We start from the raw sequence: 19,916 nt of genomic DNA, 5'->3' as shown, positions 1-19,916 counted from the left end.
TGACCAGGGTACGAACTTTGAGCGCTTTCAGATAGTAGGCGTCGTAATAACCGGAGCTTAGGGCATAGGTGCCCAGCATAATGCGGCGTTTTACTTCCGCCCCGAAAGCCTCGCTGCGGGTCTTCTTATACATGCTGACAATGTCATTGCCCTCGGCGCTGCGATGACCAAAGCTGACGCCGTCATAGCGAGCCAAATTGGAGCTGGCTTCCGCCGGAGCAATCAGGTAATAAGCAGTCAACGCATATTCCGTATGCGGCATGGATACTTCTACGCAAGTAGCGCCCAGTTCTTCGATGCGGGCGATAGAGGCGCGCACCGCCTTCTCTACTTCTGGGTCCATCCCTTTTACAAAGTATTCTTTGGGAATGCCCACTTTCAAGCCGCGAATGTCTTCCACCAGCGCCTTGGTATAGTCAGGCGCTTCTTGGTTGATGGACGTTGAGTCCAAAGGATCGTGCCCGGCAATAGCGTTGAGTACCATTGCACAGTCCGTGACGTTGCGAGTCAACGGTCCGATCTGGTCTAAAGAGGAGGCAAAAGCTACCAAGCCAAAACGAGACACTAGACCATAGGTAGGTTTCAAGCCTACAATACCGCAGTACGCCGCCGGTTGACGAATGGAGCCGCCTGTATCTGAGCCAAGAGCCCAGATGGCTTCGCCTGCTGCCACAGCAGCAGCCGAGCCGCCGCTGGAGCCGCCGGGAACTGCCGCCAAGTTCCAGGGATTGTGCGTAGGAAAAAACGCGGAGTTTTCCGTAGAGCCGCCCATAGCGAATTCATCCATATTGGCCTTGCCCACCATGACAAAATCCTGCGCCGCCAGTTTTTTCATGACCGTCGCATCATAAGGAGGGATAAAGCGCTCCAGCATGCGCGACGAGCAGGTCGTACGCACGCCTTTGGTACACATATTATCCTTGATCGCACTAGGAATACCTGCCAAAGGAGATACGGCTCCCCCTTGAGTGATTTTCGCGTCAACCGCTTTCGCCTGAGCCAACGCCGCCTCATCAAGACGAGTCACATAGGCTTTCACATCGTTTTCTACCGCCCCTACGCGCTCTAGTACGGAACGCGTAATTTCCTCAGACGTCACTTCGCGCTGAGCTAGGCGGGTATGTAATTGGTGCAAGGATTGCTGCCACAAATGCATGCTCATCGCCCCTTTCTAACCTTCTACAATCTTGGGAACCTTAAAGTAGCCATCTTCGGCTTCGGGCGCATTAGAAAGCGCCAAATCATGATCCAAGGAAGGGCGCACTTCATCTTTGCGCAGCACGTTTTGCAAAGGAAGCACATGCGCCGTCGGCTTGACATCCGCTACATCCAAGTTTTCCATCATTTCTGCGTAATCCAGAATGGAATTGAGCTGCCCGGTAAAGGTCTCCAGTTCGCTTTCGGAAAACTCCAGACGCGACAAGAGAGCTACTTTTTCTACATCTTTTTTATCGATTTTCATTTCTACTCTCACCATCCTATTTGACAGTTTAAAGGGTATATTGGTTCATTATAGCACATTTTTATTCCGCCAACAGCGCCAAGAGCGCCGCTTCATCCAAGACTTTTACGCCCAGGGTTTGCGCCTTTTCCAGCTTGCTTCCCGCCGCTTCGCCGGCCACGACATAACTGGTCTTTTTGCTGACGCTGCCGCTGACCTTGCCGCCTTGCGCCTCAATCAGCGCGCCTGCTTCCTGGCGGCTCAGCGACGGCAGCGTGCCGGTAAGCACAAAGGTCAACCCTTGCAAACGATTGGCGCCTGCTTCTCGGGTCATTTCCTCTGTCATCACTACGCCGGCCTCTTGCAACCGAACTACCAATAGCTTAACCGCATCTTTTTGCAAATATTCCAGGATGCTCGCAGCCATTTTAGCGCCCACTTCCGGCAATGCCGTCAGCGTCGCCTCATCTGCTTGTTGCAGCGCCTCCATCGAGCCAAAGGCTCTCGCCAGCGTCCGCGCCGCTTTGACGCCTACATGGCGCATACCTAACGCAAAAAGCAGCCTGGACAAGCCCGCCTGCTTACTGGTCTCAATGGCCGCCAAGAGATTAGCAGCCGATTTTTCACCCATGCGCTCTAGCGCCGCTACCGCTTCCACGTTCAGCGCGTAAAAATCGGCAGGGTCTCTTACCAAGCCTGCCTTGAGCAAGGCTTGCACTACTGCCGGTCCCAGGCCGTCAATATTCATAGCGTCGCGAGAGGAAAAATGAATCAACCCTTCCCGCAAAAGAGCCGGACACGCCGGATTGACGCAGCGATGCGCGACTTCCCCCGCCATTCTTTCTACCGGTCCGCCGCATTCGGGGCACTCTTTCGGCATCGAAAAAACGCGTTCTGCGCCAGTTCTCTTTTCCGGCAGCACCGCCAACACTTCCGGGATGATCTCCCCGGCCTTGTGAATGCGCACGGTATCCCCGATGCGGATGTCTTTCTCTCGCAAATAATCTTCATTATGCAGCGACGCCCGGCTAACCGTCGTTCCCGCCAACCGCACCGGTTCCAGTACCGCCGTAGGCGTCAGCACGCCTGTACGTCCCACGCCGGTTTCAATGTCCAGCAGCACTGTCAGCGCCTGCTCCGCCGGAAATTTGTAAGCCATAGCCCAGCGCGGATCCTTCGCCGTGCTCCCCAGCTGCTGCTGCGCGGCCAGAGAGTCCACCTTCACCACCAAGCCGTCGGTTTCATAAGGCAGCTCATGGCGCAAAGTGTCCCATTCTTCACAGCGCGCTATTACTTCATCCATCGCAGCACAAAGCCGATATAGCGGATTTACTTTAAAACCCGCTTCCTTCAAGTAGTTCAAGAACTCCGAATGCGCCTGCCACGCTAACCCTTCGCAAGCTCCATGACCGTATAAAAAAGCGTCCAATTCCCTGTCGGCGGTCACTTGCGGATCCATCTGGCGCAAAGAACCAGCCGCCGCATTGCGCGGATTGGCAAAAGGAGCTTCGCCGTTTTCTTCTTTTTCCTCATTCAGACGTTGGAAGGATTTTCGCGGCATAAATACTTCGCCGCGTACTTCAAGGAGCGCCGGCACTATGCCGTTCACCGGACGCAGTTTCAAAGGAATGGAGCGAATGGTCCGAACATTGGCAGTCACGTCCTCACCCTCTACGCCGTCGCCCCGGGTAGCCGCCCAGCGCAGCACACCGTCTTGATAGCAAAGATTGATCGCCAAACCGTCAATCTTGGGCTCCACAACGTACTGCACATCCTGGCGGTCCAAAGCCCCTGTCACGCGGCCGTGAAAGGCCTGCAGTTCTGCGGCGCTAAAGGCGTTAGCCAAGCTCTTCATCGGCTCTAAATGCCGCACTTTGCCAAAGCCGCTGGCTACCGCCGCTCCAATGCGCTGCGTAGGAGAGTCCGCCGTTTTCCACTGCGGATAAGCTTCTTCCAGTTGCTGCAACCGTTGCAGCAAACTGTCAAATTCTGCATCCTCCACCAATGGCGCATCTAAGACATAATAATGATAGCTGTATTCCTGCAGCCGCTGCCGCAGCTCTTCCATTTCTTGGCGCGCTGCGCCTTCCTGCGAGGCAGTCAATCCTGCCACTCCTTCCAATACTATGCTTTACTGATCGGGGCAAATTTCACGGCCAAGGTCTTAATGCCTTGTCCTTCAAAAGCCACTTTCAATGTTTGATCCTCGCCGCTGCCGCTAACGCTGACAACGGTGCCTACGCCCCATTTGCCGTGTTTAGCCTTCTCACCAGGCCGCCATACCTCATGCGTCGCTTCACTATCGCGCGCCTGCGTATGCGGCGTCAGTCCCAAAGAACCGCCGCGATGCAGCGGCACCACCGGCCGAGGCGGCAAAGCCGCTTTAGCCGCGGCAAAACGAGCACGTCCGCTTTGGTGATCCAAGCCGCTTTCCGGCATTTCCTGCAAAAACCGTGACGGAGGAAACTGAGTGCTGCGACCATAGATATTGCGGCTCATCGCGTGAGACACATAGAGTTTTTTCTGCGCCCGCGTAATACCCACATAGCAGATGCGCCGTTCTTCTTCCACTTCCGCTTCGTTCATCAACGTCCGCGCATGCGGGAAGATGCCTTCTTCCAGACCCGTCAAAAAGGCCACTGGAAATTCCAAGCCTTTCGCTGCATGAAGGGTCATCAGCGTAACCCGCCCGTCGCCCAATTCGGCGTCATCCACATCCGACACCAAAGCTACACGAGTAAGGAAATTTTCCAGATTGTCTTCCATATCACCGATAGCAAAATCCCGAGCCACCGTTAATAACTCCTGGAGGTTTTCCAACCGGTCTTCGCCTTTTTCGTCTTTCTGCAGTTCCGCCACATAGCCGGACTCTTCCATGACGGCTTTCACCAAGTCATAGGTGCACACCGTCGGCGTGCGGCCCATCAAATCAAAAAGCAAGCCGGCTAATTCATCTAGATGTTTGCGCGCCCGAGGGGATACGCCAGTCTCCAGATCCGGATTAGAAATGACTTCAAAGAGCGTCATGCCGGAACGGGTTGCATAGTCGGTTAATTTAGACACCGTCGTATCGCCGATGCCGCGTTTAGGCACATTTAAGATACGCAGCAAATCCTGCGAACTATTGGGGTTATAAAGCACTCGCAAATAGGCGATAATGTCTTTAATTTCTTTACGATCATAGAATTTCACATTCCCCACCATGACGTAAGGAATGGCATGTTTCATCAGGCCTTCTTCAAGAGCGCGGGACTGGGAATTGGTGCGGTACAAAATCGCCATATCCCCATAGGGCAAGCTTTCATCTTTGCGATGCTTCTGAATGCTCTCCGCCACAAAGCGCGCCTCGTCCCGTTCATCTACCGCCTCATAGCAGGTGATCGGCTCGCCGCCGGCGATGTCTGTCCAGAGGTCTTTCGGCTTGCGGTTGGAATTGTTGGCAATCACGGCATTGGCCGCTTCCAAAATCACTTCCGTAGAGCGGTAATTTTGCTCCAGCTTGATGACCTTCGTCTCTGGATAATCTCGTTCAAAATCGAGAATATTACGGATATCCGCACCGCGCCAGCCATAGATACTCTGGTCGGCGTCTCCTACTACGCACAGATTGCGATGATGCGCCGCCAGGTGCTTGGCCAGCAAATACTGCGCCCGGTTGGTGTCCTGGTATTCGTCAATTAATATATGGGAAAACCGTGTCTGATAGCGTTGCAGCACTTCCGGCTTTGTTTCCAGAATGCGCACCGCTAAGAGCAGCAGGTCGTCAAAATCAAGAGCGTTGTTTTGTACCAATTTCTTTTGATACAGTTCATACAGTTCCGCTTCCTGTTTGGCACGGAAATTATCGGCATTCCGGGCATATTCCCCTGCATCTTGCAGAGCATTCTTGGCATTAGAAATCAGGCCCTGCATGCTTCGAGGAATGTACTGCTTGTCGTCAAGATTGAGTTCTTTCAAGCATTCCTTGATCATCGCCAAGGTATCGCCAGCGTCATAAATGACGAAATTGCGATTATACATGCCCAAACTTTCAATTTCCAGCCGCAAAAAGCGCGCGCAAAAAGCATGGAAGGTACTGAGCCACAACTGGCGCGACATATCTCCCACCATTTTATTAACCCGCTCTTTCATCTCCAGCGCGGCTTTGTTCGTAAAGGTAATAGCTAGGATGGAGGAAGGCGCCACGCCCTGCTCCAACAAGTAAGCAATCCGGCAGGTCAAAACCCGCGTCTTGCCGGAACCGGCACCAGCCATAATCAGCAACGGCCCCTCTGTATGGCGCACCGCCTCCGCTTGTGCTGGATTAAGACCTTCTAACAGTTGGCTCATGACGTTTTGTCCTCCTCATTCTGCAATCGAAAACGCTTCCTTCAACAACGGCACTCCGGCCTGCTTTAAACGTTCTACCGCTTGGCGCGCCGCCTCTTCCGAATCCAGGCGCATTGCCAAACCTTCACAAGAACCGCTTAGCTGTCGCGGCACCGCGATCAACTTTCCAGGCAATCCTGCCTGGAGCAACAGTTTTTCCGCCCGATACGCCTGATACACCGAAGGAAACGTGATTACCCAATACGGCATCGTGTCTCCTCTTTTCTTCTACGAATCGATCCGCCTTAACTAATATAGTATAGCAAAAAATGCCGCTTAACGCCAGGATTCCAAGGTATCCTTCGCCTTTTTAGACATTTTTGCGCAGTGTCAGCGTCCATTCGCCCTCTCCGGCGGCACAAATCCATTGCCAGCCTTGAGAGGCGGCCAGCTTGCCAATATTTTCCCAAGCTGCCGGTTCATCCACCAAGACTTCAAGTTCCACTTCCCCGGCATCCATGGCTTCTTTGGTTTTCATCAATGGAATGGGACAGCTAAGTCCTCTCATATCCAGTCGCTTCATCGCTCAGTTTCCTCCTTAGACCGCTTCTTTACAATGCAAATAGCCGATGGCCGCCGTAACAACGAGGCCAGCCGCTACCGCTACTTGCCCGTTCCAAGCCAGCCCAGCCGGGCTTCCAGCTGTATTCAAACCATGGGCCACTGCCGCTCCCGCCAGCATGCCCAGCACGCAGGCAGCAGCATCCAGATTGCCTTCGCCAGCCTGGATCAGCTGCCGCAAAGGACAGCCTCCTGCTAGCGTAGCCGCCAAGCCCACCAGCATCAGTCCTAAAAAGTTCCACAAATGCATGGTATGCGCCAACGGCTGCGCATCAAAACCAAGCTTAAAAAAGCCAAAAGCTAAATTACCCGCCAAGGCGGCTAAAAAAAGCACGCCATAGATTTTCAGCAAGTATGTATCTTTCACTAAAATAAAATCCCGAATCCCCCCTGAAAGGCACATTCTCGTTTTTTGCGCCGCCACCCCGGCCAGCAAGCCAAAAACCAAGCTCATCACAATCGGGGCATGCATGGACCCAGGGCCGCTTTTACTAAAGGCCAGCACTCCGGCGCCGCCGACAAAAACAAGAACAGCTAGTACGACAGCCGCCAACGGCGTCGCATAGCCAGCCGGTTTCCAGGCGCTGCGCTCCAGCGAATGGGAGCGTCCTAAATTATAGCCCCGTTTCAAAAACCAAATGCCCGCGCCAATACCGCTGGCAAAGCCAGCCAAGCCGGTTAAGCCGTTCAAATCGCCGCCGGCCAAGCGCAAAATACCCCGAAGGGGGCAGCCAAGAAATGCCAGGGCGCCGATCATCATGACCATGCCTAAGAAAAACCGAATCATTGGTTTCGAACCGCCGCGCACACGATGCTCGCCGCGAAAAGCCGCCATAACGGCAGCGCCTAAAATAATGCCCAGAATTTCAGGCCGCGCATACTGCAGCGTCCCCGCCTTATGTAAGCCTAATGCACCGGCAATATCCCGCAAATGGCAGGCTGCGCAAAAGCCGTAATTCCCCGGATTTCCTTGCGCCACCAGCAGTACCGCCCCTAAACCGAAAATTAATCCTGTCAGCAAAATCCACACTATATAACACAACTCCTACAATCGATAGAGAGGACCAACGCCACACTCTACGTTGACGTTGGTCCGCCGCTAACCTTTTTTTTACTACTTTGCACGCTTAGCTTATACTTTGGCCGCTTCTGTCAAAGGAGGCACAATTTGCTTTTTGCGTGACATAACACCTGGCAGATACACTACCTGCTCTTCGCCTTTGCTGCCAAAAGCTCGTTCAATCAATTCCACCGGCTGGCCGACATAGGCCAAATGCGTTGCTTCAGTCAAGATATCGGTGATCATCAAAAGCGCCATGTCATAGCCGCCCTTGGCCCGAATCTGCTCCATGCTGTGCAGCAGTTCCTGACGCAGCGCCAGCACCTCGCTCACATCCATCACCGACAGCTGCGCAATGGTCATGCGGTAATCGCCCATGCGAAATTCCTTCAAGTCTGTTTGCGTAATCTCCGGCGGCGTCATATCCTGCAGCCCGGAACCCGCTTTCAGCATAGCCATGCCATACTCTTCCAACGAAACCCCCGCAATAGCCGCCAGCTTTTCCGCCGCCTGGCGATCCACAGCGGTTGCCGTAGGCGACTTAAAGAGCACCGTATCGGAAATAATGGCGGACAAGAGCACGCCGGCAATTTCCTTGGGAATATCAATCTCTAAATTCCAATACATATTAGCTACAATGGTCGACGTACAGCCCACAGGCTCTTGCCGAATCAGAATGGGCTCGCTGGTTGTCAGCCCGCCCAAACGGTGATGGTCAATGATTTCTAGAATCTTCGCCTCTTCAATGCCTTCCACCGCTTGCGCTGTTTCATTATGATCCACCAAAATAACCCGCTCCGGTTCCGGCATGATCAGCTTGTCCCGATCCACCAGGCCCACCAAACGACCATTTTCCACTACTGGATAATTACGGTAGTTAGTCGCCGCAATGGGTCCTGTGATGTCGTTAATCAAATCGGTAGGTTTGAAAGAAAGCACTTTGCCTTGCATGATCGCCCTCACCGGCGTACTCTGATTAATCAGCCGCGCCGAAGTATACGTGTCATAGGCTGTTTGCAGCACAAGCACACCTTGTTGCTTCGCTTTTGCCAATACTTCCTCGTCCACCGCATAGTCTCCAGTAACCACCAAGGCGCCTACATTCAAATCCAAACAAGACAAATGCGCTTCCCGGCGATCCGCCGTCAGCACAATATCTCCCGCCTTAATGACGCGAGACACAGCCGCCGACGTTCCCGAAGCGATGCGCACCCGCCCAGCCAACGTACGCTTCAGCAAATCGTCGCCGCAAAGTACTTTAGCGTCCAGCACACGCTGCACCGCCGCATAATCTACGCCGCTTTCCGCCAAATCATCCGGCATCTGCAGTTCGTTAAAATACAATTTTGCCAAATCACTTACTGATAAAATACCGACCAGTTGATTGTCCCCGACTACGACAGGCACCGATTTGACATTGCCGCATTGCATCAGTTTCCCTAGTTCACGCAGCGTCGTTTCCGGAGCCACTGAAAGGTAATCGGTGCACATAATATCTTTTACCCGCGGATTGAGGTCCGGCAGCAGCAGCGGTTCCTCTAGGCGGAAGTGTTCTAAGGCATACTTTGTTTCGGCATTAATCTTGCCAGCCCGGGCCGCTACCACATTTTCCCCCAGCGCTTGCTTTAAATGCGCATAGCCAATAGCAGCACAAATCGAATCCGTGTCCGGATTACGATGTCCAATAGCATAAATCGGTTTCGCCATAATCGAATCAACACTCCTCGTTCTGGTTTGCCTGCAAAAAAATGCAATTAGTTTTATTATACCTTATTCCAGCCTTTTCCGTAACCCCGTACCTTGACGCCAGGCTGTATAATAAAGAAAAGCAAACAAGAGTAACGGAGTAACCGGAGGGTACGACAGCGAAATGACGACGACAATTCACAACTTGCCTAAAGCCTATTTCAGCCGCCTGCTGCGCGGCGTGATTGAATTTGATCTGATTGAGGAGGGCGACCGCATCCTCATCGGCCTATCCGGCGGCAAAGACAGCCTATTTTTAGCCTTTGCCCTAGCAGCGCTGCAAAAAGTTTCGGCCAAGCGTTTTGAACTGGCGGCGCTGACCCTTGACGCCGGCTTTGCTCCAAACTTCCCTCAGGAAACATTAGCCTCTTTTTGCGCCAAACTGGATATTCTCTTTCATTTTATTCAGGCGGATATTGCCTCCATCATTGAAGAAAACCAAGGAAAAGATCCTTGCTTTACTTGCGCCTTTTTCCGTCGCGGCGCCATTAACCGCTTTGCCTCCGAACACGGCTTTCAAAAAGTCGCTTATGCCCACCATCACGATGACGCCGTAGAAACCTTGCTGATGAACCTGCTCCATTCCGGACAAATTGGCACGTTTCTACCGAAAACAATCTTAGAACGCAGTGGCGTCACCGTAATTCGCCCCTTGCTTTTTTTCCGCGAAGAGGAACTGCGTGAGGCCTGGACGCTGCACGGTCAAGAACCCATCCCCAACCCTTGCCCTTTTAACGGCAAAACCCAGCGCCAAGCCACTAAGGAACTCATCGCTTCTCTAGCTTCGCAAAATCCAGCCATTTACGACCATTTGGCCGCTGCCATGCGCGAAGACTCCGTACATGAGCTCTGGCCCAAAGAAGCTACCCGCTCGGAATTAAAAGAAAAAAATCTGCTCTTTTGGAACAAACCTATTAACGATATAAATTAAACAAGGAGTAGATGGAGTAAAGTGAGGGTACGAACGAGGGTTACTGTTTATAAAATTTGAATATGCAAAAAAGCTGCGGACAACTTGTTTTCAAGTCGCCGCAGCTTTTTTTATAGTCTTAGGAGATTGCCACGTCGCCCCGCTCCTCGCAACGACGTCTAAGCTGGCTAACATGCACTAAGCAAAGTATTTGTCTCTCAAACTAACTTTCGTCTTTGCCAGCGAAGCGAAGCAATCTCTATTTATGCTGTCATGCTGTGTGCCATTCCTACTCCTTCGAACCCTCCATCTACTCCCTATACTCCTGTTAAAAAGCTGAGCTCCGTATCCCTCATGCGTACCCTCCCGTGACTCTCGCGACTCTTGTTCATTCTTCTTCGTTTTCTTCTGCATCGCGCCTTATTTCCAGGCACATGCGTCGCAAGCCATCAAGACCGCGGCTGGTAGTCGCTTCGGTTTCCGCTTCCACCAATTCCTGCAGCATCTTCCATGAGGTCTCATCCAGCACCTCTTGCAACAATTTAGCTTCCGCACCGCTGCTCAAGCGCAGCAAGATCGCCACGTCCACCCATTGCAGCCGGTCTCGCAAAAACGAAGCCAACTCTTCATCGCTTCTGGTTTTGAGCCAACCAGAAGCTTCATTACGCAGCTCCAGTAGCTGCCAGCCTTCATCTTTAGTTAAAACATGAGCCGGCCCCAATATATCTCCTGCTTCCATTAAGGACAATACCACCTGCGTAAACGCCACCTTGCGCTGACGCACCGCAACCGATTCTTCCCGTTTCTCCGGCGGCGGCAACGTATTCGCCACATCCGAGGCAGCCCGACGCGAAACATTGCGCAGCAATTTCGCGCACAACTCTTCGCTAGTGCCAAACATAAGAGATGGATGCAGCCCTTCACGACGCAACACTTCTTGAAGATCCCGGTCCCGCAGACCTTGCAGCTCTTCAAAAAACAAAACATGCGAGCGCATTCGGCTGCGGATTCCCGGCCGAAGTTCTTCCAAACGGTCCATGAGACGCAATGTTTCCGAATCGCCTCGGCGCAAGGCCATTGCCATCAGCACCGCTCCCAATTGCCGAACCGGTTGTCCAAATATGCGCAGCGAGGAAAAATCCTGCCAACTTTCCCGAATATCCTCCGGCAGCATTTCCGGAGACAACTCATCCAAGGCCAACAGCCATTTAGTTTGCGCTTCCAACGTAAGCCGCCCCATCCACTTCGCCGCTTCCTCCGCGGAAAAACAAGTCATAGCCCACGCCAGCGACATTTTTTCACATTGCGTTTCCATGGTTTCGCCTCCTTTAAAGGCATCCTAAAATATTTATACGTATATTGAAAATTCGCCGTCAAGCTTAGACAATCCTGCTCGATTTTCTTTATTAAGATAGTGCTGTGTTCCTATGTTTTCCAGTGTTTTTAGTCTCGCACTGCATGACTCTGCCGCTCGGCCCCCGGTCCGTCCTGGGCCACCGCCACAGCCGCTTCTCCAAAGGTTCTCATATCATTCAGCATATGCAAAGACGCCCGCAAAAGAGACATTCCCAGTACAGCGCCAATCCCTTCGCTTTGCTGCAACTGCAATTGCAAGTAACTTGGCAGCCCCAGCAAAAATAACATTTCCTGAAATCCAGGTTCCGCAGCAACATGTGGCGCAATCAGATAGTTCTTTACCAACGGCTGCATTTGCGCCGCCGCTAAGGCAGCCGCAGCCGTCTCAAGCCCGTCAAGAACCAACAACATGCCTCTAGCTGCTCCGCCTAAAATCGCCCCACATAAAACGGCCGTTTCCAAACCTCCAAAACGGCTTAATAAGGCTTTTGCTTCTGTTTCGCCATTATACGAAGCAAAAGCTTTTTCCACCAAGACCAATTGCTTCGCGATCTTTTCGCTTACAGTCGCTTGCTGTCGCAGCGAAACTGGGACGCCCCCTCCCAAAACAGTTGCCAAAATCAATGCAGAAAGCATACCGCCTTTGGCAATACTGCCCAGACCTAAAATCCGCACGCCTTTGTCCGCTTCCGCCTGCGCCAGAGAGATTCCTAAACAAAGCGCCTCCAAAACCAAATCTTCCTTCATCGCCGGTCCTTGACGCCAATCGCAAGTTCCAAAAGCCACGGCCGCCTGCTGCAACCGCTCGTGTACAAATTTTTCGCGCATACCCGCATTCACCAGGACCACTTCGGCAGCATTTTTCGCTGCAAAAACGTGCAGCGGACTGTCCACGCGGCAAGCGTCGGCAACACGCTGCGCTGTTGTTTTGCCCTCTTTGCACAGCGCCTTTACAAGGCCATGATCCGCCGCCACAACCAACACAGCCTGCTTCTGTTGCAAAGCCGGACGATACTGCCCTGTTACGCCAGCTAATTTTAACGCTAAAAACTCCAAATGATGCAAGCTCCCTAGTGGCTTAGTCAAGTTATCTAAGCGCCTTTGGCAGCGTTCTAACGCCGCTGCATCCATCGGGCCTACTGACGCAATAATCTGTTCGATCATTTTTTCCTTTCTCATTACGCCAACCCCTCCTCCGCACTTGCGTACGCGTCTTCCAGCATAGCCAAAACCATCTGCAGCATATCCACCACTAACGAGGCCCCAATCGCCTCGCCAAGACGAATTCCCAAATCCACACACGCCTCCAACTCCAGTTGGCGCAAGGCAATGCGATGGGCCGGTTCGCCGGACAAATGGGACGCCAGTAAATAACCGGCACTATCCGCATGAATACCTTGCGCCACTAAGGCCGCCGCCGTCGTATTCAGCCCGTCAACAATTACCAGGCACTTATGCGCCGCAGCCCCCAGCACCACACCCGCCAACACGCCGAGTTCCAAGCCGCCCACCTTGCGTAAAACATCCAAGCCGTCAGTTCCCTGGGGTTGATTGACCGTTAGCGCTTGCCGGACATATTGGCGCTTGTCCGCCAAACGCTGATCGGAAATTCCCGTGCCCCGCCCGGTGGTTTGCAGCGGGTCCTCGCCGGATATAGCCGCCACAATGGCAGCACTGCTGGTTGTGTTGCCAATGCCCATTTCACCTAAAGTAAAGCAGCGATATCCTTCCTGCACTTTTTCCTGCACAATCGAAATGCCAATTTCCAATGCTTTTACAGCCTGCTCCTGCGTCATGGCCGGCCCCTGGGTAAAATCTTCCGTACCATAGGCGATCTTCCGCTCCCAAAGCCCTGGGAAAGACGGCAGATCCACCGCTACGCCCGCATCAACTACCACCATATCAGCACCGCAAAAATTAGCAAATGCATTGGCGCTGGCCCCCTTAGAAGCCACATAGTTAATGGTCATCTGCGCCGTTGTCTCTATGGGGTAAGCGCTGACAGAACGCCGCGCCACCCCATGATCCGCACAAGCAATCACCATGCATGGCTTCAATTCCCGTGGTTTGGGGTTCCCTGTGGCAGCCGCATAGGTCGCCGCCATCTCCGGCAAACGCCCCAGCATTCCCGAAGGGTATACAGTCTGAGCCAAGCTCTTTTTCACAGTTTCATAGGCTATTGCATCTGGCTTTTCGATTTTCGCTATAGTTTCTTGCAATAAATTCATCATTTACTCCCTTTCTTTCTGGAAGACCCCATACCTTAATAAAAAAGGCTTTTTAGGAAGCAATCCTAAAAAGCCTTTGTATCCAACAAGGTCTTCCTGATCTGAGGCAGGTCTCCTGACTCCCGGTTCATCGATACATTGCCGCCTTCCCTGCAACTTTTCGGCGCAAGTGGCATCTGGCAAGCTCTCTCCGGTACAGTGGCGGGCCCGCGCGTACACGGCCTTTGATTAAGCCGCTCCGACTTCCCTATTCTCCGCAATTAGCGGCACCTCAGTCATATATTATGAAATTGAAGTCAGTATACCAACACTTTTCTCATTCGTCAAGAACGGAATATCTTGCTTTATCACTGCATTGCCGCTATAATTATAAGCATAGTTTGAATATGTTTCCGGAACAATGGTCGTTCCTCTGACAATCGTTTTGATTGGCAGTGGAGCGATTTTTTTGTTCCCTAAAAAAGGAGGAATACACATGGAGCCTATTACCAAGGTGGAAATTATCACCCGTCCCGCCAAGTTGGACGACCTCAAGGAAGCCATGAATAAAATCGGCGTTACCGGCATGACCGTCAGCCAAATCTTCGGCAGCGGCCTGACCAAAGGCCATGTAGAAGTATACCGCGGTTCCGAGTATTCCGTAAACTTGCTGCCAAAAATCAAGGTGGAAATTGTTGTTTGCGAAGTACCTGTAGAAACGGTAGTCAAAACCGCTAAAGAAATCTTGAAAACAGGCAAACTCGGAGATGGCAAAATCTTTATTCAGCCGCTGACTAACGCCGTGCGCATCCGCACAGGCGACGAAGGCGCTGCCGCTATCAAAGCTCCCAAAGATACCAAAAGCGCATAAGGTTTAACAGGAGCAGATAGAGTAGTAATGGTACGAAGCACAGGATTGAACAAGAGAACCGGAGTCTCGGGAGGGTACGCAAGAGGATAAGCAGAGGATTACGGTGGCAATGATTGTATTTGAGGCTTTTCTTGGAGCAAGACAGTCCACAGAATTTACCTCTTGCTATATTTCCACCGAAAAACTGCATATCATGGCAAAGAAGAAGGGACTGTGCAGAAACCAAGTTTCAACACAGCCCCTTCTTCTTTGCATGTCGAATGGGTCCTATCGTGACGCGCCGTCCCCGTGAGGCGTCGCGGCGGCCCCCAACGGCCTAGAAGTATGCCTTCTGATACAAAGCAAGAATTTCCTTTTCATTGGTTTCGCGAGGATTGCCAGGCGTACAAACATCGGCAAAGGCAGCAGCAGCCAGTTTAGGCAGATCTTCTTCCTGTACGCCGATATCTTGCAGTTTTTGCGGAATACGAATCTTCTTAGACAGCTTCACTACCGCATCTACAGCCGCTTTGCGATACGCATCCTGCTCCATCGCATCCACACCCTGAACCCCCATAGCGCGAGCAATTTCTTTGTATTTTTCTCCAGATGCCGGAGCATTGTACTCCATAACATAAGGAAGCAGCAAGGCATTAGCGACGCCATGAGGCGTATCATAGAGCGCGCCCAGCGGATGCGCCATGGAATGCACGATGCCTAAACCGACATTTGAGAAACCCATACCAGCCACATATTGCGCCAAGGCCATGCCGCTTCTAGCTTCCACATCAGCAGGCTGTTCTACAGCCGTAGCCAAATGCTTAGCAATGAGGCTAATGGACTGCAGCGCAAACATATCGCTCATCTCCCAAGCGCCCTGGGTAATATACCCTTCAATCGCATGAGTTAGCGCATCCATACCGGTGGCAGCCGTCAGCCCTTTAGGCATAGAAGTCATCAGCTGCGGGTCTACGACCGCCATAACCGGAATGTCGTTAGGATCCACGCAAACCATTTTTTTGACGTTTTTTTCATCGGTAATAACGTAGTTAATCGTAACTTCCGCCGCAGTTCCCGCCGTTGTCGGCACCGCAATGACCGGCACGCTTTTGGCTTTAGTCGCTGCGCAGCCTTCTAGCGAGCATACGTCGGCAAATTCAGGATTGTTCACCACAATGCCAATCCCCTTGGCTGTATCAATCGGCGAACCGCCGCCGATGGCCACAATACAATCAGCGCCGGACGCTTTAAAAGCAGCCACGCCGCCATTGACATTAGCCACTGTCGGATTTTGTTTCACTTCATCATAGAGCGAGAAAGGAACTGACGCTTTTTCCAAAACCGCTGTAACCTGAGCAGCTACGCCAGCAGCCACCAAATCTTTATCGGTCACTACAAAGGCTTTGGAAAAACCGCGCCGCGTCATTTCTTCCGGAATCACTTCAATAGCGCCTGCGCCAAAATAGGATGTTTCATTGAGAACCATACGTTTAACCATAGTGCGCACCCCCTATATTTTTAGAATAAGGCTTCGTGCAAATTTTTATGCGGCGCAGGCAGAACCAGTTGATCCACTAGGAAACCGCCATGCTCAATGGCATGCGCCCCTGCACGTACAGCAGAATTGACAGCACCCACATCACCTGTTAAGGTCACAACCGCCTTGCCGCCCATACCGCGCGCTAAACGCACATCAATAAGAGCGATATTAGCCGCTTTAGCCGCCGCATCAGCAGCAACCACGGCGGAAGCCACTGAATAGGTTTCAATCACGCCTAAAGCATGAATTTCATGGACGTCACTGCAGCCGCTCACGGCGCCAATCAAGGAATCATGCGGATTAGGCAGCACGAACTCATCCACTACATTTTCTTCGCCACCTACCGCCTTGCCGCTGCGAATCGCGCTTTGCACCGCTCCGACATCACCGGCTACCATGACCACGTATTTGCCAGGACAAAGCGGCTGAGCCATAACCATATCCACATTAGCCGCCTTGAGCATAGCATCCGCCGACAAAATGCCCCGCGTGATGTTCTTCAATTCCAACAAGCCAATGGCTCGCTTCATGTTCATTCCCCCTGTACGCTACTACGCCTGAATGACAATGGCGCCGTCGATGCTTACAACCTTGCCGGCTATACTGGCATGCACGTTAGCTCCCAGCCCGGCTCCTTCGGGAATCTCCGCCACCAATTGCCCTTTCGAGACACTGTCTCCCACGGCTACAATCGGTTTGGCCGGCGCTCCGATGTGCTGCGATAACAATAGCTTCACGCTGCGCACCTGCGGCATTTCCGCCAACAGCGGCGCTTTCACATCATACTGCGACAGTCCCAGCCGAGCCACAAGGCGTTTCGTGGGAATCATGCGATATTCACGGCCCCCGCGTACCGCGCAAGGAGCTTCATGGTATGGATTGCGCACTTTCTGCTTGGCAAATTCCTTTTTCAAATGCCCATTTACCAAGCGCGGCGACAACCCCATGGTACAGCCAAACACTTCACAAGCGCCGCATTCCGAGCAAAGCATGGCTCGCTGCAGAATATCCGGCTGCTCGCTGTTGCTGTGGCCGATGGCTTGCATAATGCGATGCGGCTCTAAGCCGTGTCCCAGAAGGTTTCGCGGGCATACATCGGTACAAGCCCGACAATTGCAGCAAACCGCGCGGGAACGATTGAGCACATGCTCCCAAGACAAGCGCCGCCCTCGAATAATGCTATGACTTTCCGGCAAAACCAACAAGCCGCCGGTTGTTTTCGTAATTGGCGCGTCTTCTTCAATCAGTTTTCCCATCATCGGACCGCCGTCAATAATGGCGTAAGGACCGGTTGTGGGGCCGCCCGCCATGGCCAAGGCTTCTTTTACAGACATGCCCACAGGCGCCTTGATGGTTATCGGCTTGGCTACCGCGCCGCCGATAGTGACGTACTTTTCGGTAACGCCTTCTCCCTGCAACGCTTTGGCTACGTTAGTCAACGTCTCCACATTGGCGACTACCACCCCTACTTGCAGGGGAATACCGCCTTCCGGCACAATGCGCCCGGTAATTTCACGAACCAGCACTTGCTCGTCGCCAGCCGGATAAATATCCGGCAAATACGCTAGTTCCACATTTTTTTCATTCATATCGGCCAAAGTCTTTGTCAGACTTTCAATAGCCGGACCGTATTTGTGTTTTAGCCCGACATACGCCTTTTGTGCGCCAGTAGCCACCATCACAGCCCGCAGGCCCAGCAGCATGGCCTGGCTTTCGCTGGCCATAAGCTGCTGATGCGCCCGCAGAAGGGGCTCGCACTCGGCGCCATTCACCAGAATGGTGTCGACACTGGCGTTGATTTTTACATGCGTAGGGAAGCCGGCGCCGCCGGCTCCCACTACACCTGCCGCCTTAACAGCGGCAATGATTTCTTCACGTACATTCTCAGCCAATTGGTTCGCCCCCTGTTCTTCCATCAAACGATGGAGAAGCCATCCACCAGCACGCAGCGGCGCTGACGGGTAAAGCTCTTGGCGGAAGTCAATCCCTCGCCGGTAGGGCCGGCAATAGTAAAGGTGGTGTACCCTTCGCCGCCTACGCCGATACCGGCATAAGAAGGCGCATTTTTTACAAAAATGGTGGTTTCAATGGCTTTGGCCATCTGCGTCAAATTGTCTACATTTTTGGAATGCATGATGGCCGTATGACGGTTGCCATGCTCCACTTTGACAGCCAGGGCAATGGCGGCATCAATGTCCTTAACGGACACCACCGGCAATACCGGCATCATCAGTTCTTCCACAACAAAAGGATGATCCGCTGGCGCTTCGCACAGAACCACTTTGATCGTATCCGGCACCGAAATGCCGATCTTATCCAAAATATACTGCGCCGATTTACCTACATAATCCTTGTTGATGCCATAGACTTTTTTGGCAGGACCTGTGCAGCCTTCGGCAATCTTGCCTTCTTTGGCGGTCATGATCACTTCTTTGAGCGCTTCGCGCTGCTCTTCATTAATCAAGTACGCGCCATTGCGCTGCATGTACATCATCAGCTGATCCGCGATAGAGCCGACAGCGATGACCTCTTTTTCCGCAATGCAAGGCAAGTTGTTGTCAAAGGAACATCCATTGACAATATCCTTGGCCGCTTTGGGAATGTCTGCTGTTTCATCAACAACCACAGGAGGGTTGCCTGCGCCAGCGCCGATAGCTTTCTTGCCGGACGACAGGACGGCTTTTACCACGCCAGGTCCGCCGGTAGCCACCAGCATGTTGATATCGGGATGGTTCATCATAGCATTAGCCGCCTCAATGGACGGATTCGCTACGGACGTCATAAGGTTAGCCGGACCGCCTGCTTTAACAATGGCTTCGTTAAAAAGCCGGATGGTCCAAAGAGAGGTATTCTTCGCCGTCGGATGAGGGCTGAAGAAAATCGCATTGCCTGCGGCAATCATGCCGATGCCGTTGCAAATGATGGTTTCCGTAGGGTTGGTGGTCGGCGTAATGGAGCCAATCACTCCGTACGGTCCCATTTCCAGCAGAGTCAAGCCATCATCCCCGGTCCAGGCGGTCGGTTTCAGATCCTCCGTACCCGGGCTTTTCGTAGCTGCCAGCTGATTTTTGAGAATTTTGTCGCTTACACGGCCCATACCGCTTTCCCATACCGCCATTTCCGCCATGGTAGACGCATTGGTATAAGCGGCATCCCGTATAGCCTGCACGAATTTTTCCCGTTCCATACGAGAAAATTGTTTCAATTCTTTATACGCCTTGCGAGCGGCGGCAACGGCTTCATCAACCGTATCAAAAATGCCGTCTTGCACTTGCTTCGAGTTTCCTTCGCCGCCTTGCAATGAAGCTACAATTTCAGCGGTGATTTTTGCTATCAGCGCCTGATCTACTACCATTCTTGTTCCTCCTTCCGGCGCTACTGCGCCGTTTCGAAAGCAGTCGGCCAAAACCGCGCTTTCTTAGGCTCGGACGTTTTTCCAGGCGGCCAAAGCCGCATTGGCAACTTGCACATCTTCATGCACCGCGCCGCCGCTGACGCCGATTCCGCCTATGACCTCTTTGCCGCTTAGCAGCGGCAAACCGCCGCCGAAAACAACAAAGCGTCCTTGCTGCGCCGTATTAAGACCATACAAGGGACCTCCCGGCTGCACCAATTGCGCCGCTTCCTCTGTAGACATCTTCAGCGCTGCCGCCGTATAGGCTTTATCCAAAGCCAGCGAAATGCTGGCCAAAAGAGAGCCATCCATACGATGCTGCGCTACTAAGTTGCCTCCGGCGTCTACCACAGCAATAACCATAGGTACACCGATTTCCATGGCCTTATATTCCGCTTCTTCAAGAATCTGTTTCGCCTTATCCAGCAAGGTTTTCGCCTCCTTGCAAGCCGAGCCTCCCGGACGCTGTTGCCCATTTGTCAA

Annotated in this window: 17 protein-coding genes, 2 pseudogenes and 1 riboswitch; of the genes and pseudogenes, 2 read left to right on the top strand and 17 right to left on the bottom strand. The window is 52.7% G+C overall.

The genetic code is table 11. From position 1 onward, the window contains the following. From gatA to PHF27_RS07910, 8 genes are all read right to left on the bottom strand, one after another. A partial coding sequence (gatA, locus tag PHF27_RS07945) for an Asp-tRNA(Asn)/Glu-tRNA(Gln) amidotransferase subunit GatA (RefSeq protein WP_300068209.1) occupies positions 1 to 1,156 on the bottom strand: 1,156 nt, incomplete at its 3' end. A gap of 15 nt (positions 1,157 to 1,171) precedes the next feature. Continuing rightward, positions 1,172 to 1,462 carry an Asp-tRNA(Asn)/Glu-tRNA(Gln) amidotransferase subunit GatC gene (gene gatC, locus PHF27_RS07940; RefSeq protein WP_018702315.1) on the bottom strand — a complete coding sequence of 97 codons (291 nt, stop codon included), beginning with the start codon at positions 1,460 to 1,462 and terminating at the stop codon, positions 1,172 to 1,174. 61 nt (positions 1,463 to 1,523) lie between these two features. After that, positions 1,524 to 3,509 (bottom strand): NAD-dependent DNA ligase LigA, encoded by a 1,986-nt coding sequence (ligA, locus tag PHF27_RS07935; RefSeq protein WP_363320049.1) that lies wholly within the window; start codon positions 3,507 to 3,509, stop codon positions 1,524 to 1,526. Positions 3,510 to 3,565: 56 nt separating this feature from the next. Continuing rightward, positions 3,566 to 5,770: a DNA helicase PcrA gene (gene pcrA, locus PHF27_RS07930; protein ID WP_300068202.1), complete on the bottom strand. Its 2,205-nt coding sequence runs from the start codon at positions 5,768 to 5,770 to the stop codon at positions 3,566 to 3,568. A 15-nt stretch (positions 5,771 to 5,785) separates the two neighbouring features. After that, positions 5,786 to 6,019, bottom strand: a complete 234-nt coding sequence (locus PHF27_RS07925) for a DUF3343 domain-containing protein (RefSeq protein WP_300068199.1) — start codon at positions 6,017 to 6,019, stop codon at positions 5,786 to 5,788. Positions 6,020 to 6,119: 100 nt separating this feature from the next. Then, positions 6,120 to 6,332: a sulfurtransferase TusA family protein gene (locus PHF27_RS07920; RefSeq protein ID WP_300068196.1), complete on the bottom strand. Its 213-nt coding sequence runs from the start codon at positions 6,330 to 6,332 to the stop codon at positions 6,120 to 6,122. Between the two features lie 15 nt (positions 6,333 to 6,347). Next, positions 6,348 to 7,400, bottom strand: a complete 1,053-nt coding sequence (yedE, locus tag PHF27_RS07915; RefSeq protein ID WP_300068194.1) for a YedE family putative selenium transporter — start codon at positions 7,398 to 7,400, stop codon at positions 6,348 to 6,350. Between the two features lie 102 nt (positions 7,401 to 7,502). After that, on the bottom strand, positions 7,503 to 9,137 hold the full coding sequence (locus tag PHF27_RS07910) for a putative manganese-dependent inorganic diphosphatase (RefSeq protein ID WP_300068191.1): 1,635 nt from the start codon (positions 9,135 to 9,137) through the stop codon (positions 7,503 to 7,505). A gap of 163 nt (positions 9,138 to 9,300) precedes the next feature. Between PHF27_RS07910 and PHF27_RS07905 the strand changes: the two genes are divergently transcribed. After that, positions 9,301 to 10,107, top strand: coding sequence for an ATP-binding protein (locus PHF27_RS07905; protein ID WP_300068189.1), 807 nt, complete (start codon positions 9,301 to 9,303; stop codon positions 10,105 to 10,107). A 367-nt stretch (positions 10,108 to 10,474) separates the two neighbouring features. On the opposite strand, the gene PHF27_RS07900 is transcribed toward PHF27_RS07905, so the two are convergent. The 3 genes from PHF27_RS07900 to cobT all read right to left on the bottom strand — a co-directional run bounded on the left by PHF27_RS07900 (position 10,475) and on the right by cobT (position 13,673). Next, complete coding sequence (locus PHF27_RS07900; protein WP_300068186.1) at positions 10,475 to 11,401, bottom strand: FliG C-terminal domain-containing protein; 927 nt, start codon at positions 11,399 to 11,401, stop codon at positions 10,475 to 10,477. Between the two features lie 128 nt (positions 11,402 to 11,529). Further along, positions 11,530 to 12,621 carry a nicotinate-nucleotide--dimethylbenzimidazole phosphoribosyltransferase gene (locus PHF27_RS07895; RefSeq protein WP_300068183.1) on the bottom strand — a complete coding sequence of 364 codons (1,092 nt, stop codon included), beginning with the start codon at positions 12,619 to 12,621 and terminating at the stop codon, positions 11,530 to 11,532. Next, positions 12,621 to 13,673, bottom strand: coding sequence for a nicotinate-nucleotide--dimethylbenzimidazole phosphoribosyltransferase (gene cobT, locus PHF27_RS07890; RefSeq protein WP_300068181.1), 1,053 nt, complete (start codon positions 13,671 to 13,673; stop codon positions 12,621 to 12,623). The genes PHF27_RS07895 and cobT overlap by 1 nt, the downstream gene beginning before the upstream one ends. A gap of 84 nt (positions 13,674 to 13,757) precedes the next feature. Then, positions 13,758 to 13,959, bottom strand: a riboswitch (cobalamin riboswitch). Between the two features lie 186 nt (positions 13,960 to 14,145). Between cobT and PHF27_RS07885 the strand changes: the two genes are divergently transcribed. Beyond that, positions 14,146 to 14,520: a P-II family nitrogen regulator gene (locus tag PHF27_RS07885; RefSeq protein WP_300068178.1), complete on the top strand. Its 375-nt coding sequence runs from the start codon at positions 14,146 to 14,148 to the stop codon at positions 14,518 to 14,520. A 316-nt stretch (positions 14,521 to 14,836) separates the two neighbouring features. On the opposite strand, the gene fucO is transcribed toward PHF27_RS07885, so the two are convergent. From fucO to PHF27_RS07860, 6 genes and pseudogenes are all read right to left on the bottom strand, one after another. Continuing rightward, positions 14,837 to 15,997, bottom strand: coding sequence for a lactaldehyde reductase (gene fucO, locus PHF27_RS07880; protein WP_300068176.1), 1,161 nt, complete (start codon positions 15,995 to 15,997; stop codon positions 14,837 to 14,839). Between the two features lie 20 nt (positions 15,998 to 16,017). Beyond that, positions 16,018 to 16,569, bottom strand: a complete 552-nt coding sequence (locus PHF27_RS07875) for a BMC domain-containing protein (protein WP_027937208.1) — start codon at positions 16,567 to 16,569, stop codon at positions 16,018 to 16,020. A gap of 24 nt (positions 16,570 to 16,593) precedes the next feature. Continuing rightward, a pseudogene (locus PHF27_RS14335) lies at positions 16,594 to 16,794 on the bottom strand (electron transport complex protein RnfC); the annotation flags it as partial. 192 nt (positions 16,795 to 16,986) lie between these two features. Further along, positions 16,987 to 17,955: pseudogene (locus tag PHF27_RS07870) on the bottom strand (SLBB domain-containing protein); the annotation flags it as partial. Continuing rightward, positions 17,955 to 19,394: an aldehyde dehydrogenase family protein gene (locus tag PHF27_RS07865; protein WP_300068168.1), complete on the bottom strand. Its 1,440-nt coding sequence runs from the start codon at positions 19,392 to 19,394 to the stop codon at positions 17,955 to 17,957. The gene PHF27_RS07865 and the pseudogene PHF27_RS07870, both read right to left, overlap by 1 nt. 63 nt (positions 19,395 to 19,457) lie before the next feature. Beyond that, positions 19,458 to 19,916, bottom strand: a 459-nt coding sequence (locus PHF27_RS07860; RefSeq protein WP_300068166.1) for a heme-binding protein, incomplete at its 5' end; no start/stop codon positions are given.

Source organism: Anaeromusa sp. (assembly GCF_028691475.1).
Classification (GTDB): Bacteria; Bacillota; Negativicutes; order Anaeromusales; family Anaeromusaceae; genus Anaeromusa.
Note: the sequence above shows the minus strand (reverse complement) of the source record. Positions and strands in the feature narration are given on the sequence as shown.